This is a genomic window from Desulfosarcina sp. (assembly GCF_033791525.1).
In the GTDB taxonomy this organism is placed as follows: Bacteria; Desulfobacterota; Desulfobacteria; order Desulfobacterales; family Desulfosarcinaceae; genus Desulfosarcina.
The window spans coordinates 1-15667 of record NZ_JASJGN010000369.1 but is presented as its reverse complement, the minus strand read 5'-3'; the positions used below and the strand labels follow the sequence as shown (position 1 = coordinate 15667).

General features: G+C 55.0%; 14 protein-coding genes. 6 read left to right on the top strand and 8 right to left on the bottom strand.

Going from position 1 to position 15667, the window contains the following annotated elements:
• On the top strand, positions 1–348 hold a 348-nt coding region (locus QNK41_RS18290; protein ID WP_413815177.1), incomplete at its 5' end, for an HD-GYP domain-containing protein.
• A 122-nt stretch (positions 349–470) separates the two neighbouring features.
• On the opposite strand, the gene QNK41_RS18285 is transcribed toward QNK41_RS18290, so the two are convergent.
• The 3 genes from QNK41_RS18285 to QNK41_RS18275 form a co-directional block, all read right to left on the bottom strand.
• Positions 471–905 (bottom strand): ferritin-like domain-containing protein, encoded by a 435-nt coding sequence (locus tag QNK41_RS18285; RefSeq protein WP_319259780.1) that lies wholly within the window; start codon positions 903–905, stop codon positions 471–473.
• Positions 906–1136: 231 nt separating this feature from the next.
• Positions 1137–2591, bottom strand: coding sequence for a CoA-acylating methylmalonate-semialdehyde dehydrogenase (locus QNK41_RS18280; RefSeq protein WP_319259777.1), 1455 nt, complete (start codon positions 2589–2591; stop codon positions 1137–1139).
• Positions 2592–2902: 311 nt separating this feature from the next.
• A complete protein-coding gene (locus tag QNK41_RS18275; RefSeq protein ID WP_319259775.1) occupies positions 2903–3652 on the bottom strand; it encodes a FadR/GntR family transcriptional regulator in 750 nt (249 codons plus the stop codon).
• Between the two features lie 227 nt (positions 3653–3879).
• Between QNK41_RS18275 and QNK41_RS18270 the strand changes: the two genes are divergently transcribed.
• A complete protein-coding gene (locus QNK41_RS18270; RefSeq protein ID WP_319259772.1) occupies positions 3880–5157 on the top strand; it encodes an MFS transporter in 1278 nt (425 codons plus the stop codon).
• Between the two features lie 16 nt (positions 5158–5173).
• Here QNK41_RS18270 and QNK41_RS18265 read toward each other — a convergent pair whose 3' ends face one another.
• From QNK41_RS18265 to QNK41_RS18245, 5 genes are all read right to left on the bottom strand, one after another.
• Positions 5174–5782: a PqiC family protein gene (locus QNK41_RS18265; RefSeq protein ID WP_319259769.1), complete on the bottom strand. Its 609-nt coding sequence runs from the start codon at positions 5780–5782 to the stop codon at positions 5174–5176.
• The gene (locus QNK41_RS18260) at positions 5779–7464 is read right to left on the bottom strand and encodes an intermembrane transport protein PqiB (protein WP_319259766.1); all 1686 of its coding nucleotides are present in this window, start codon (positions 7462–7464) and stop codon (positions 5779–5781) included. The genes QNK41_RS18265 and QNK41_RS18260 overlap by 4 nt, the downstream gene beginning before the upstream one ends.
• Positions 7442–8104 (bottom strand): paraquat-inducible protein A, encoded by a 663-nt coding sequence (locus QNK41_RS18255; protein ID WP_319259763.1) that lies wholly within the window; start codon positions 8102–8104, stop codon positions 7442–7444. The genes QNK41_RS18260 and QNK41_RS18255 overlap by 23 nt, the downstream gene beginning before the upstream one ends.
• Positions 8095–8700, bottom strand: a complete 606-nt coding sequence (locus QNK41_RS18250; RefSeq protein ID WP_319259760.1) for a paraquat-inducible protein A — start codon at positions 8698–8700, stop codon at positions 8095–8097. The genes QNK41_RS18255 and QNK41_RS18250 overlap by 10 nt, the downstream gene beginning before the upstream one ends.
• 697 nt (positions 8701–9397) lie before the next feature.
• The gene (locus tag QNK41_RS18245) at positions 9398–9556 is read right to left on the bottom strand and encodes a hypothetical protein (protein WP_319259757.1); all 159 of its coding nucleotides are present in this window, start codon (positions 9554–9556) and stop codon (positions 9398–9400) included.
• Positions 9557–10329: 773 nt separating this feature from the next.
• On the opposite strand from QNK41_RS18245, the gene QNK41_RS18240 reads away from it, so the two are divergent.
• The 4 genes from QNK41_RS18240 to cooS all read left to right on the top strand — a co-directional run.
• Positions 10330–11649 (top strand): (Fe-S)-binding protein, encoded by a 1320-nt coding sequence (locus tag QNK41_RS18240; protein ID WP_319259755.1) that lies wholly within the window; start codon positions 10330–10332, stop codon positions 11647–11649.
• Positions 11650–11711: 62 nt separating this feature from the next.
• Entirely contained in the window at positions 11712–12077 is a 366-nt protein-coding gene (locus QNK41_RS18235) for a hypothetical protein (protein WP_319259752.1), read from the top strand.
• Positions 12078–12269: 192 nt separating this feature from the next.
• Positions 12270–13664 (top strand): sigma-54 interaction domain-containing protein, encoded by a 1395-nt coding sequence (locus QNK41_RS18230; protein WP_319259749.1) that lies wholly within the window; start codon positions 12270–12272, stop codon positions 13662–13664.
• A 277-nt stretch (positions 13665–13941) separates the two neighbouring features.
• On the top strand, positions 13942–15667 hold a 1726-nt coding region (cooS, locus tag QNK41_RS18225; protein WP_319259783.1), incomplete at its 3' end, for an anaerobic carbon-monoxide dehydrogenase catalytic subunit.

Below are 15667 nucleotides of genomic sequence, written 5' to 3'. Positions count from 1 at the left end.
ATGATCGGCACCGGCTATCCCCGGGGATTGAAAAAAGAGGCGATGTCCATTCCCGCCCGCATTATGGCCATCGCGGACATCTTCGAGGCCCTGACCGCAGCCGACCGGCCCTACAAAAAACCGAAAACGGTGAGCGACGCACTGCACATCATGAGCTCGATGCGCAACGATCAGCACATCGATGCCGACCTGTTCGACCTATTTTTGCTAAGCGGGGTTTACCGGACCTACGCCGAGCAGTTTCTGGACCCGACGCAGATTGACGCAGTGGAAATCAGCCAATATCTTTCAACGCAAGGGATCAACATCGAACCGGGATCACCCAGCCAACCGGCGATCTTTGAATGATGAGATAAGGAAATAATGAAACGTCGAAGAGATATCGTGATAATGATTGCGTCTCGGATCCGAGGCCTTTCTGAAACACATGGGGGGCATAAGGAATATGGCGTGTTCCATGATGTAAGTGGTCAAGCGGAAAGGCGCTCGACCTGGCCAAGGCGCTGGCTCCGCTTTTTGGCCAGGGTTTTCAGTGCCCGTGAAACCTCGGGCAACGCGCGGATTTTCTCGGCTGCATCGCTGTAGTATGCAATGGCACGTCTTTCCAGTGCGACGGCGGCAGTCAGGATGGCTTTGCTGTCCATGGCGCCTGCATCGTCCACCGTTAACTGGTAGCCGTCACGCACAAAATCCCGGATCGGCTCCAGAATCATTTCCGTGACATTTTCGCGTCGCGTGCGCTGGACCAGCGAGATGTGCTTTTTACCTTCCCTGACAAACATCTCAAACAATAACCGGTAAGGCTCCGCCGCTGCTGTGGACGAGGCCTTGTGGTAGAATTCCATATCTTCCTGCTCCACCTTTTCGGCGAAGTTCAGTATCGAACCAAAATTGGTCAAGGGCATTGTTGTTCTCCATTCTTTTTTGTATCCGTTTGGACGGGCGGTAGGATGGGTTTCATGGATTGGTCTTTTGATTTCCGTATTTACAACTATTGATCAGATCAATCGCTTACCAACGCCTCGGCTAACCAATTCCTCAATACCACAATTCCCTAATTTGGTCTTCTGACCTCCGACCTCCGACCTCAGTCCTCAGTCCTCAGTCCTCAGTCTTCCGCCCTCGGTCCTCAGTTTCTAATACCATCTTTCGATAACAACCTTCATATCCGTGTAAAACAAAAAGCTCTCCTGGCCGTGGCCCTTGATGTCCCCGAACATGGAGTTGCCGGCCCCGCCGAAGGGAAAAAAGCTCATCGGTGCCGCAATACCTATGTTTACGCCGATCATGGTCGGTTTGACCCGGTACTTGAACTCCCTGGCCGCCGCACCGCTGGTGGTGTAGATACAGGCTGCATTGGCGAAATTTCGGGTGTTGATCAGATCGACCACGGCATCCATGTCGGCTGCCCGGACAATGCTCACCACCGGCCCGAAAATCTCTTCCTTGGCGATGGTCATGTCCGGTGTGACGTTGTCGAAGACCGTGGGTCCTACAAAAAAACCATCGGGGTAGCCATCTACTTTTACGCCCCGGCCATCCAGGATCAGGTCCGCACCCTCGGCAACCCCCTTTTCGATGTACCCACGGACGCGGTCACGGTGGGCGGCGCTGATCAGCGGCCCCATGAAAGTTTGCTCATCCAGGCCATCGCCCACGCTGAGGGTTTTGGCGGCAGTGGTGAACTGCTCCACCAGGCGATCGGCGATGTCTCCCACCGGCACCAGGACCGAGCCGGACAGGCAACGCTGGCCGGTGCAACCGAAAAATGAAGTCAGCAGGGACGGCATGCCCTGGGCCAGGTCTGCATCGGGCATGACGGCCACGATGTTCTTGGCCCCTCCCAGGGATTGAACCCTTTTGCCCGTTTCCCCGCATTTGCGGTAGATGTGCCGGGCAGTCGGCGTCGACCCGACGAAACTGATGCCTTCGATATCCGGGTGCTCCAGCATGGCGTTGACCACGTCCCGCGATCCGTGGACCATGTTGATCACGCCTTCGGGAAATCCCACCTCGTCAACGATCTCCATGATCTTGGTCTGGGTCATGGGCACCTGCTCGGACGGTTTGAACACAAAAGTGTTCCCGGTGACCACGGCATAGGGCAGGAACCACCACGGCACCATGGCCGGAAAGTTGTAGGGAGCGATGCAGCCGAACACGCCCATGGGCTGCCGGTGGCCGTAGCAGTCGATGTTCTTGGCGATATCCTCCAGCGTGTAACCGCTCATAAGCGTAGTCACGCCGGTGGCGTGTTCCACGTTTTCGATCATCCGACGCACTTCCCCCCGGGCTTCGTCGATGGCCTTGCCGTGCTCGGTGGTGAGCACTTCGGCGATCGCTTCGAAATTCTCCTCAAAGGCATCCTTGAGTCGAAAGAGATACCTGGCGCGGCTCAACGGGGGCGTTTCCCGCCAGTAAGCAAAAGCTTCCCGGGCGGCGTTGACGGCCCGATCCACATCCGTCACCGTCCCGTAAGCCACGGTGGCGATTCTCTCACCTTTGGCCGGGTTAAGAACATCCCCGAAAGTGGTCGAATCAGATTCCACCCATTCCCCGTCAATGTAGTTTTTCATCAAGGGCAAAGACATGGCTGTAAGCTCCTTTATAAGATAAGGGTTCGAGGATCCAAGGGGTCAAGGGTTTTTACAGATGAACGTTGAACATCGAACATCGAACGTCCAATGTTGAATGAAAACCAAAGCAACATACCGATTTGATCGTGTACTGATCTCTCAACCGATCCTTCCCCATACAGCATTCGATGCGCAACATTCAACGCTTTAGGCCGAATTCCTGAATCCCTGAAGCCCTGAATCCCGCAATTCCACCTTCCGCCTTCCGCCTTCCGCCCTCAGTCCTCAGTCCTCCGTCCTCTGACTTCCGTCATCTGTCCTCTGTCTTAGGCTATCTGCAGACAATTTTCCCACAGTTTCCTGCCGACCTCGCTCTTTTTAAGCCGTGAGAGATACGTTTCCACATCGATGACGTGGGCCAGCATCTGCTCCGAGGCCAGTGCAGGGTCACCACCGGCGATGGCCCTATGAATTTGTTCATGGGCCATCAGAACGGATTCCATGAAGCTGGCATCAGGTTTGAGAATCTTCTTGAAATCCTCCAGCAGGGTTTCGACAAAGTCCAGCATCAGGATCAGGATGGGATTGTGCGTCTGGCGCACGATCAACCGGTGAAAGGCAATCTCGTCCCGGCTGACAAGACCCCATTCTTTGTTCTTGAGGTTTTCCCGGGTCGATTCGTTCAACTGATGCAAGGTGTCAAGGTCCGATGGCGATATGCCTTCGGCGGCCCGTGCGGCGGCGTAGGGTTCCATGATGCGGCGAAACTCGGACAGGTCGGCGATTGTCAGGTTCTTGAAATAGAGGTAATTGGCCAGGTTCTGGGCGGCTACCTGTTCGTCCACCTCCACAATGAATGCCCCGCCGCCGACGCCTTTGCGCACGTCGATAAGCCCCATGTGCTCTAAAGCACGCATGGATTCGCGCAGGGTCTGCTTGCTCACCTGGAACTGCTCGCCCAACTGCTTTTCCGGCGGCAGCCGGTCCCCGGGCGCCAGCCGTCCCTCCAGGATGGCGGTGCGGATCTGGCCGATGATGATTTCCGTGGTCTTGCTCTGGCGAACGGTCTCGAACATATGGGTGCAGCCTTTCTCCTGTCGCAAAAAACAATCTTCACGGCATCGGCGTCGGTGGATTCCCAGATTGCGCAGTGCCATAAAGAAATATTTAAATATCATAATATTTAAATATTCGTCAATACCATCGATCGCCACCGGGGAATCATTTTCACAATGTACATCAATACACGCCTGTGTTATGGCAGGCCGTTCTTATTCCGAACGTGTGGAAAGGTATGGCCTTGATGAATCAACCCGCTGCCGCTTCATATCGCGACCCCCACCGCTGGGTGGTCTTTTCCGTCATTTGCCTGATCTATTTCTTCGTCTATTTCCACCGGGTCTCCACCTCGGTGATCGTCTCGGACCTGCTGGCGGCGTTCAATACCAATGCCACGGCCCTGGGATTCATGTCGTCCGTGTATTTTTACATCTACGCCCTGGACCAGCCCATCGTGGGATATCTGGCGGATCGAATCGGCCCGCGGCGAGTAATTGCCTACTGGAGTATGACGGCGGCCTTGGGGTGCTTCATCTTCGGCTTGGCACCGTCCATCGGCTGGGCAACACTGGGCCGCGCGCTGATCGGCTTCGGGGTGGGCGGGGTTTACGTGCCGACGGTCAAGGCCCTCTCCCAATGGTTCAGGGAAAAAGAGTTCGCCACCATGGTGGGACTGCTCATGTCCGTGGGCAACTTCGGCGCGGTGGTGGCCACCACGCCGCTGGCCTGGGCGGCCGGTACCTGGGGGTGGCGACCCACCTTTTTTCTCATCGGCGGCGTCACCATGGGAATGGCCATCCTGATGCTGGCCATCACCCGCGATTCCCCGCAATTGAAGCGTCCGGATGCGCGACATGACGATGCCCCCGACACGCCGTCACCGGGTCTGGCACGCAACATAGTCACGATCATTGCTTCCATCCAGTTCTGGCTGGTGGCCGCCATTTTCTTCGGCATCTACGGTACGGCAGTAACCCTACAGGGATTGTGGGCCACGCCCTTTTTAATGGTCGTGCTGGACGTCGAACGCATCCTGGCCAGTAAACTGAACATGCTGATCCCCATCGGCGTCATCATCGGCGCGCCATTTTTCGGATGGCTGCCGAATCGTTTTTCCTTGAACAAAGCCCATACGCTGTCCTTCATCACGGCTGTCTACACCCTTTGCTGGCTGGCCATCATACTGGTTTTCGACCGATTGGGTGTCGTCGGGTATGCAACGCTCTTTTTCGTGATGGGAGTTGTCATCGGCGGTTTCATCAGCACGATCTGGGGCATCATCCGGGAAACCACGCCGGCCGAGTTCCTGGGCCTGACCGCCGGCATTCTCAATCCGGCACCCTTTTTGGGTGTTGCGGCCTTCCAGGTGCTGACCGGCAACATCATCGACAAAGCCGGCCGGGTCAGCGAACTGTATTCACTGTCGGGATTCAAAAGTGCATTCAGCGTCTGTCTGGCAGGCGCGCTTGTCTGCCTGGTGCTGTCATTTTTCATCAAAGGCAGAGCCATTAGCGGCGACTGAAACGGGTGAGCAACAGTCAATGGACAGGAAAATCGGTCAGCGTGTCGGCAACCTCCCGGCAAAGCGCCTCAAGCACACGGCTGTAGGCAGCGGCAAGATCATCGAAACCCGCTCCGGCGACCGTTTCAGAAAGGGTGGTCCGGTGAGTCGGCGACGGATCACCGTTGCCGGTGATTGTCCACACCGCGTTGAGCAGCATCTTTTTATCGGTCGTGCCGATCAACTCGAGGAAGGTAACGTCGACGGTGACATCCGGCTTAAGGCCGGCCGGCCAGGGTGCGCTGTAAACTCGGGCATCGGCCATGAGCATTTGGAGATTGTCGCCGAGCACCCGCTGAATCATGCGGTCCGGGTAGTCGGCCCACCGGTGTTGGGAAGCGACGGCCAGTTGGTTCGGCCCGGTCCGTTTCACCATTTGTGCCCGATTGAGATATCCGGGCAGTTCAATCGGGTTGATCCCGACGGTCTTGGTCAGATTGCCATCTGTATCCACTGGTGAGGTCGATGTGTCAGCCAGGGAGTTCAGGATATAGTAGGACACCGATGGCGTAATGGATCGGCATCCGGAGCATACGATAATCAGCGCACAACTGAAAGTGAGGGTCCACAGCGATAATCGGTTCATTCCGGGTTTCCTTTTCCAAAAACGATGGCGTCGGGATGGCGCTCCAGGTAGTCGGCCAGAGCTTCCACGGCCCGGGCCGCCTCCTGAAGTTCCAGGAGCAGACGGTTCAGGTTGTGGGCGATGGGCGCGCCTTCGCCAAGCACGGTATTGGCGGTGGCAAGGGCTTCCTCTCCGCGAACCATGGCTTCTCTGGCCTGATCCAGCATGCGGTTGATTTTCGGCAGGGTGCCGTCGTTGAGGTCGGTATTCACCTTTTTGAATTCGGCAAAGCTCTGGTCAATGTTGTCAATGGCGCTTTCCAGGGACTTGGAACCGGTCATATCCTTAACCTGCCGCGCGGCTTCCCGAATGTCTGCCAGGGTCTCTTCCAGGGGGAGATGGTTGAAGCGATCCAGCACCCGTTTGGCCGTGGCCGTGATTTCTTCCACCGTGTTGGGAATGGTGGGCAGTACCGGATAAACATCGTCGGTTCGGATATCCTGGGACTCGGCTTCCGGTTGAATGCGCATGCTCACGTAATTTTGGCCGGTCAGCAGGTTCGCCGTCCGCTGCTGCGCACGCAGCCCTTTTGCCACCAGCTTCTCCATCACGCTATACTCGGGTATGGCCAGTTCACCGGAAAGCTCGATCCGGTCCGGTTCGATGGCAATGAGCACCGGGATCCGGAAAGTCAGCGTATCCTGATCAAACAGCAACCGGATACTGATCACCTCGCCGATCTTTATGCCGTAGAAGTCCACCGGGGCGCCCGCCGATAGTCCCCGAACGGTCTCTTCAAAGTAGAGCAGATAATACTCACGATAGCTGTAGTAAGCCGCATTGGCGTCGTCGCGACTGTCATACAGGTTGAAGATCTGGCTTTCGGCAGGCGGGGGTGCTGTTTTCATTTCCTCCGCGGTGAAGAAGGAAATCCCCCCCACCAGCAGACTGGCCAGCGAGGGCGTATCGATGCGGACCCCGTCGGCACCGATTTTCATATTCAGACCGCTGGCATTGTAAAACCGGGAACCGCGCTTCACCTGATGGTGGTAGGGCGCCTCCACGAATATCTCAAGGAGCACGCCAGTACCGTCTTCGGCCATTTCCACATTGCTGACGCGCCCCACCTTGACCTGCCGATAGTACACCGGAGATCCGATATCCAGAGACCCCAACTGCTCGGCCCGCAGGTTGAATTGCCGCCCCGGCGTATCGCTGAAAATGGCCGGCGGCTTCTCAGCGCCTTCGAACCGGCTCACGGTCTTGTCGCTTTTGCCGGGCATCATACCGATGTAAGCACCGGAAAACAGGGTGTTGATACCGGACACCTCGCCCACAGCCACACGCGCCCTGACGATCCAGAACAGCGTATCTTGCGTAAGATGATCGGCCACCTCGGGGCTCATAACCGCCGAAACCAACACCTGTGACAAGTCCTCGCTGAGCTGAATCCGCTGAACCTTGCCAACCGTGACATCTTTATATTTGATTTCCGTTTTACCAGGCACCAGTCCTTCGGCGGAATTGAAGACAATCGTGATGGTCGGGCCGGTTTCCCGGATGGCTTTGACGGCGAGCCACCCGCCGATCAACGCGGCGAGAAGAGGAATCAGCCAGACAATGGAAAAGCGCTTGCCGTGCATGACCTCAGGCTCGGGAATCGATTCGTCAACAGCGGATTCAGTGGGCAGGTGATTCATCATTTTTCTCCAGCGCGTCCCAAATCAGTCTCGGATCGAAAGTCATGGCGGCAATCATGGAAATGACCACCACAGCGGCAAAATAAACGACGCCGGGCCCCGCTTCAATGGTGGTCAGGTATCCGAGCCGGACCAAGGCGACCAGCACCGTCACCACAAAGACATCCAGCATGGACCAGCGCCCCACCAGTTCCGTGATTCGATAGAGGCGGGTGCGCTCTTCAGGCCGCCAACGGGATCGCCGTTGAACCGAAAGGAGAAGCCCGCCCAAGGCGATCAGCTTGGCAATGGGGACCACGATGCTGGCTACGAAAATAATCAGAGCGATGCCCCAGGAGCCGGTCTGCATGAAAAAAATGACACCGCTCATAATCGTATCGGGCTGGGTGCTGCCCAGGTAGGTGGTGATGGTCACCGGCAACAGATTCGCCGGAATGTAGAAAATGGTGGCTGCAATCAAAAGGGCCCAGGTGCGGGCAATGCTGTTCGGTTTTCTAAGATGCAGAAGCGCACCGCATCGAGGGCATCTGACATGCACCCGGCCGACCACCGACGGCCGTCGGACAAGCAGGCTGCACCCGTGGCAGTTGAACAGGCCGGATCGGGCGGCAGTGGGATCGACATGCACGCGCGTCATCGCCATTCGTCCATTTTCTCCCATATGGTGATAGGAACCAGAAACGTGTTGACCGCCGCCAGCACAAACACCAGCGCAAGAAAGGAGAACAGGGCAGTGCCGGGAATGATGGTGGCCATTTTAGATAGTTTGACCACGGATACCAGGATGCCCAGCAAAAAAATTTCGGTCATGCTCCACGGACGGAGGGTGAGGGCCAACCTGAAAGCCCGCCGGTTGGCCGGCAGGCGATGCCCCAATTTCATCGGCCACAACACGTAAACGAGGGCTCCCAGCAGTATACAGGGGATGAGCATGCTGGTGAGCAGAACCAGTATGGCCACGCCGGCCATGCTCTGCTGGGAAAGAATGATCGTCCCGGTGATCAGGGTGGTTTCCAGGACGGTCCCCTGGGATTCCAGCGACAAAAAGGGGTAGATGTTGGCGATGACCAGCAGCACCAGGCCGGTGATGGCCAAAGCCAACGACCGGTCAATCGTTTTCGGAAAGTGGACGTACAGCAATGCCCCGCAACGTCTACAGCGGGCTTTGCTTTTTTTCGGCAGCGGTTGCACGCGGTGTAGCAGGTCACATTCGTGGCAGGCGATCAGGGTTTGCGTCATAGCCACAAGGCACCTTCAGGTCATCATCGTCCTTTTTACGGAAAACCGGCGTGCTCCGAATATGGGCACATCAGCAGCGCCATGCACGGCATCCGGTTCAGAAAACCGTATTCACCGGGTGCCGAGAACCGTCCCCGCGCAGGCAAAACATAGGGAAAAAATCAGCGTTTCAGTTCAAATACCGTTTAAATACCACTATTTCTGAATCCATGCAATGGTTTCATGACCACCGACAGGACCACGGATGATGGATTTCGCGTGAGTTCGGGGCGGAAGGCAGATTTGAACCACAGGCATAGCTGGCCATGTTGAGGATTGAAGATTCCCCGCGGACAGCCGGGGGAAATCTTCTGCCTGCAACGGCAGTGCTGCGCAGCACCGTAGGAATGGATATCGTTTCCAATTCGCTCGTTGACCACGCCGCACCGGTGCTCGGTATCTCTGCTTCGTTCCGACAAGAGACAGGGAATGTGCAGGCTATCGCGGTTCAAATCATGGCGTCCAACACGGAAATCACATTACCATGCTGTTTAAAAACGTCATGAGCACAGGCAAGACAAGGCTAAATTCGGCAAAAAAGCGCAGTTATGGTTGATAAATGAGCATTTTGAGCCGAATTTTAACGCTTTCGTGCCAAGCGCATTCGTTTTTCAACAGCCTGATAAAGCGCCATTCGTGGATGGGTAACAGGTGTGTTTCAGGCAACCTGAAGATCGGGTTTGCCCTTACGGCGACGAATGACCTTGACGATGGTGGGTGTTGTTTTCGTGTGGGAACCGGCCTTGGTGTTTGGGTCGGTCTGCGTAAAAAGCTGAAAAAGCTTGGCTTCAATTTTTTTTCGTTTGTTCTCGTCCATCAATTTCTCTTCTTTGTCTTTCTTCGTGGTTGATCAGTCAAGGTTTAATCCGACTGCACATATCTACAGCCGGACCATCCAGTAAAAGTCGCATGAAGCGATTCGCAACATGCACGATTGTCAGCAATCCACCTGCCGTTTTGGAATTTACGTCTGCATTAATTTTAATTAAGGGAGGCAAACACCGCTTTACGTAGGGGTAAGCGCATCACCTGCCAACAGCAGGAATATTGCGTTGGACCCATGTTTATAACAGACAAACCGTCTTGGCAAGGGTTAAATGACAATACCAACCGTTTTTTTCCGCCAGTCCAATCAACCAGTGTCGCACGATCAGAACCCACCGCCCCCCGTATAGATGCAAGTTTGCGACTCTTTGATGAGACCATTTTCCCATTCCGGTTTTATCTATCTGTAAATACATTCTTTTTTTAAACCCCTGACGTTTAGGGATCGGGCACGCTTTATGCTCTAGTGGCTGGTATGCGTGCAGGGCGCAATGCCCTGCCAAAGGTGGTCGCCGGATAAGGGCCTCGGAAAATATAAATTGAACTGATTATTGCGTCGGATGTTGGTTCGGCTGCAAGGCGCGTTAATGGTTTCATACTTGTTTGTATGGGGCCATTGGCGCAACGCCGCAGCCGGACCAACAGACAAGCAAGATGGCACAATTTATTTTTTCCGAGGCCCTATACCCTATATCGGACCACGAACACGATAACTTGAATTAAATTGCAGATGACAACCCTAAATCAGAACAGGAGGCGGAATCGATGAATGATGATGTCATTCAGTTGGGCGGCAAAAAGCAGAACACCTTTATGGACAAAGTCAAGGAGATTTTACCGGAAGGCGGCAACTTGAACCTGTGCCTTACCTGTGGTGCGTGCTCTTCCGGATGTCCGGCAACCGGTCTAGATGGTATGGACCCGCGAAAGTTCCTGCGCATGGCCGCACTCGGTTTGGACCAAGAGATCGCCAAATCGGATTGGCCGTGGATGTGCACCATGTGCCAGCGCTGCATCTATGTCTGCCCGATGAGTATCGACATCCCGCAGCTGGTTTACAACGCCCGGGGGCTGCGCCCGAGAGAAGAGAGGCCCAAGGGCATTCTGGGATCCTGCGACATGGCCCTTAGAAATGAGAGCACCAGCGCCATGGGCACCGCACCCGATGATTTTGTCTTCGTTGTGGAGGATGTACTGGAAGAGTATCAGGAAGCGCAGCCCGAATTTGCCGACATGCAGGCACCCATCGACAAAGAGGGGGCTGAGTTCTTTCTAAACCAGAATTCACGGGAGCCGGTCACCGAACCCGATGAACTGGTTCCCCTGTGGAAGATCCTGCACCTTGCCGGGGCGGACTGGACTTACGGCAGTGCCGGCTGGGCTGGTGAGAACTACTGCATGTTTCTGGCGGACGACGATTCCTGGGAAAAAGTCACCAGCACAACCGTCAACCAGGCCAACAAATTGGGGGTGAAAACGTTTCTCAACACCGAGTGAGGACACGTGACATTCTCAGTCCGGGCCGGACTGAAAAAATTTAACCTTGAACACAATTTTGAAGTCAAAAACATCTATGAGTACTACGCCAAGTGGATTCGCGAGGGTAAACTGAAAGTCAATGCAGACTGGAACAAGGACCTGAAGATCAAGTTTACGGTCCAGGATCCCTGCCAGATCGTCCGCAAAAGCTATGGTGACCCCATTGCCGAGGATCTGCGCTATGTCGTCAGATCCGTCGTGGGTGAAGAAAATTTCATCGACATGCAACCCAACCGCTCCAACAACTTCTGCTGCGGCGGCGGCGGCGGATTTCTCCAATCCGGTTTCAAAGAACAGCGCCTCAAGTACGGAGAGATCAAAGATCAGCAGATCAAGGCCACTGGCGCAGATTACTGCATTGCCGGCTGCCACAACTGCCACGCCCAGATCCACGAACTCAGCGAGCATTATGGCGGGGGCTACCCCGTGGTTCACCTGTGGACCCTGATATGCCTCTCCCTGGGCATATTGGGACCCAATGAACGGGAATACCTGGGTGAAGACCTGAAAGAGGTCAACGTTTTTCACCCGGAAACCGCCATGTAGTTTTTTTTCCCCTGGGGTCCCGGTGGATGTGGGATCCCAGGGGATACAACTGGAACCGTACAATGAGCATTTGCCTGACCGTAAAAGAACTGGAAGCCCGATGGGAAAAGGCGCTGGCGGCAACCCGGGCGGCCGTGACACAACACCCCCGAACCTACCGGGATCTGAAAGCCCAGGCTGCTGAAATCATCGAGAACCCCATCGATATCAACGACTATTTCCCCAGGGTGGAAAAACTGGTCGACCAGTTGAAAGCCATGGATCCTTGCGGTCATGGCAGTATCTTCGACATCTTCAGTGCCCACATCTCACCGTCTAGCATCTGGCACATAAAGATGCTCAGGATGGAGTGCAGGGACCTCTTGTCCCACCTCAACGCCTTCGATGAATGGCGTCGCAGCCAACACCACCTGCGCATGGTTAAATAACTCAATTATTTCATCAGTTACCGGCCAGACCACCATCACCCCACCCGCGACGGTCAATTTTTCGGGCGCCTTGGCTCGCGATAAAAACCAGGCTGGAATTTGCCAACCAAAGAAGGTATGCATATGATACTGGCAACCGACTCGACGACCCCTCATGGAATGGGGTGCCGGTCAAAACCAACGCAGGCAGCCATGAAAAAGCCAACAAAACTCGCCCCCATTCCAGACAACGTCACCGAAATTATTCTGGAAAGCATTTCCGATGGCGTGTTCACCGTCGACCACCAGTGGCGCATCATGTCTTTCAATCGTGCCGCCGAAAAAATAACCGGCATCGACCGGCACGAGGCTATCGGCCGTCATTGTTGGGAAGTGTTCCGCTCCAATATGTGTGAAGCTGACTGCGCCCTGAAGCGGACGATGAAGGAAGGCACGTCCCTAACCAATACGTCGACCTATATTGTCAACAGCGCCAAAAAGCGCATTCCCATTACGGTCTCCACGGCTCCGCTGAAAAACAAGAACGGTGATGTGTTGGGTGGCGTGGAAACCTTCAGGGACCACAGCCTGGTGGAAGCGCTGCGCAAGCGACTGGACGGCCGGTTTCAAATCGGCGACATTATCAGCCGCAGCGACGCCATGCATGAAATTCTGGCCATACTGCCCATGGTGGCGGAAAGCGGCAGCACCGTGCTGTTGGAAGGGGAAACCGGCACGGGAAAGGAATTGGTGGCACGCGCCATTCACGATGCCAGCCCGCGAAAGCACAAACCCTTTGTAGCCATCAACTGCAGCGCGCTGCCCGACACCCTGCTCGAATCCGAATTGTTCGGATACAAATCCGGCGCCTTTACCCACGCCGTGAAGGACAAGCCCGGCTACTTTGCAGCCACTGCAGGCGGTTCCATTCTATTGGATGAAATAGGAGATACCAGTGCCGCATTTCAGGCGAAGCTGCTGCGGGTATTGGAAGAGCAGGCGTTTGTACCCCTTGGTGCCGTTGAAAAGATCAAATCGGACGTGCGGGTAATCGCCGCCACCAACAGAAACCTTGACGATCGGGTCGCCACGGGTGAATTCCGCCAGGATCTGTTCTACCGCATCAACGTGGTTCGACTGCACCTCCCTCCCCTTCGCGAACGCAAGGAGGACATTCCCCTGCTGATCGGACACTTCATCGAAAAAATGAACATGTTGCGCGGCAAAGCGATTTCCGACGTGGATGAGGAGGTCCTTCAGATTCTCATGTGCCACGATTTTCCCGGGAATATCCGTGAACTGGAAAACATCATTGAGCACGCCTTTGTCCTTTGCAGTGCAGGCACCATTCAGGCACGCCACCTGCCGGGCGGTTTCTCCCCCCACCACCCGCCTTCCAATACATGCGACCCCTTGACCCACACGCTCGACGCCACCGAAGCCATTGCCATCGTCAATGCGCTTAAGCGCAACCGATACAACCGGTTGGCTGCGGCCAGGGATTTGGGCATGCATAAAAGTACGCTTTTCCGTAAAATCAAACGGCTGGGCATCGATCTTCCTGAATTCGACGGCCGATCCAAAAAAACCAAACCGCATCAGGACTAACGCAGGTTCGCGGCGATAGCATCGGTTAACGCTGCATTTTTGCGACTATGATGTTGGAAAACCTGCCGGCCAACCAGCCAAACAACACACAACCCTTTATAATATATATCTATTTTTATTTTCTCATCTACTACCCACTCTGGCATACGCTTTGCGAGGGTAGTATTAATTATTGCGAGACACAACCATAAAGGAGATAAAAATGAGAACTACCGTAAAGGGAAAAGGCGTCCGACCTGAAACCGAAACGACAGCATCCCCTGCCAAGCGCTTGAAAATGGCGGACCCGGTCCAGGCTTCCATCGATGAGGCGACCCAAACCATGATCAGGCGTGCCCAGGAACTGGGAATTGATACGGTGTTCGACAGAGCTGAAAACATGAAGCAATGCAATATCGGCACCCAGGGAACCTGCTGTAAAAATTGCGGTATGGGTCCTTGCCGCCTGCCCTTGCCCAAAAGCGGTATCGAGGGCGAGGATTTGCGAAAGGGCTTGTGCGGGGCGACCGCCAACACGATTGCCGCCCGCAATTTTATCCGCATGATCGCGGGTGGCGCGGCGGCCCATTCGGACCATGGCCGTGGTGTGGCTGAAATATTTCGCGCCGCCGCCGAGAAAGAAACCGACGATTACACAATAAAAGACCCGATCAAGCTGCTTTCCATCGCACCCCACTTAAATGTTGCCACCACCATCGAGGTCGATGGTGAGCAGGTGGACCGTGAATTGGATGAGATCGCCCGTGAAGTTGCCAAAAAAGCGCTCAATGAGTGGGGCAAGCCTGACGGGGAGCTGCTTTATGCCAAGCGCGCACCTCAGGCCTTGTATGAAAAGTGGAAAAAGAACGGTGTCGTGCCGAGGAATATCGACCGGGAGATTGTCGAGATCATGCACCGAACGCATATCGGGGTCGATCAAGATTATAAAAACCTGATGAAGCAAGGCACGCGAGCGGCGATTGCAGACGGATGGGGCGGCTCGATGCTGGCTACGGATCTGCAGGATGCTCTGTTTGGCACACCCACTCCGGTGCAATCCGAGGCGAATTTGGGAGTCATGAAAGCAGACCATGTCAATCTTGTTATCCACGGACATGAACCGATTCTCTCCGAAATGATCGTCGCCGTGGCCCAAACCAAAGAAATGCATGACTATGCCGTTTCGAAGGGTGCCAAAGGCTTGCAGTTGTCCGGGATTTGCTGCACGGCCAATGAAGTTCTCCAACGGCACGGCGTACCCCTGTGCGGTACGTTTTTACAGCAGGAGCTCGCCATTATTACCGGTGCCTGTGATGCAATGGTCGTCGACATTCAATGCATCATGCAAAACGTTGCCAATGTCGCCAAATGCTTCCACACCAAGGTCATCACCACCCACCCCATCGCTAAGATGGAGCAAGACAACGTCATTCATATTGAATTTGATGAGCACCATGCCTTGGAAGATGCCAAACGTATCGTCAAAATGGCCATCGATAACTTTGAGAACCGGGGTTCCGATGTCATGATTCCCAAACAAAAAGGAATTCAGGTGGCCGGATTCGGTGTCGAGTCAATTCAGTACCATTTAGGTGGCACGTTTCGCGGAAGCTATTACACCTTGAACGATAACATCATCAACGGCCGCATTCGCGGTATTGCCGGTGTCGTTGGTTGTAACAATGCCCGTACGCGGCACAACGAAGGTCACATCCAGGTGGTTAAGGAACTGATCAAAAACGATGTCATTGTCTTGACGACCGGCTGCAATGGCATTGCCTGTGCCATGGAAGGACTGCTGACACCTGAATCGGCAGCCGTATTCTGCGGTCCAGGCCTGACAGAGGTATGTGAAACCGTGGGGATTCCCCCGGTGCTTCACATGGGTTCCTGTGTAGACAACAGCCGTATTCTGTTGGCCGCCACCGAAGTGGTTAAGGCTGGTGGGTTGGGCAATGACATCAGCGACCTTCCGGTGGCCGGCAGCGCCCCAGAATGGATGAGCGAAAAGGCGATCAGCATCG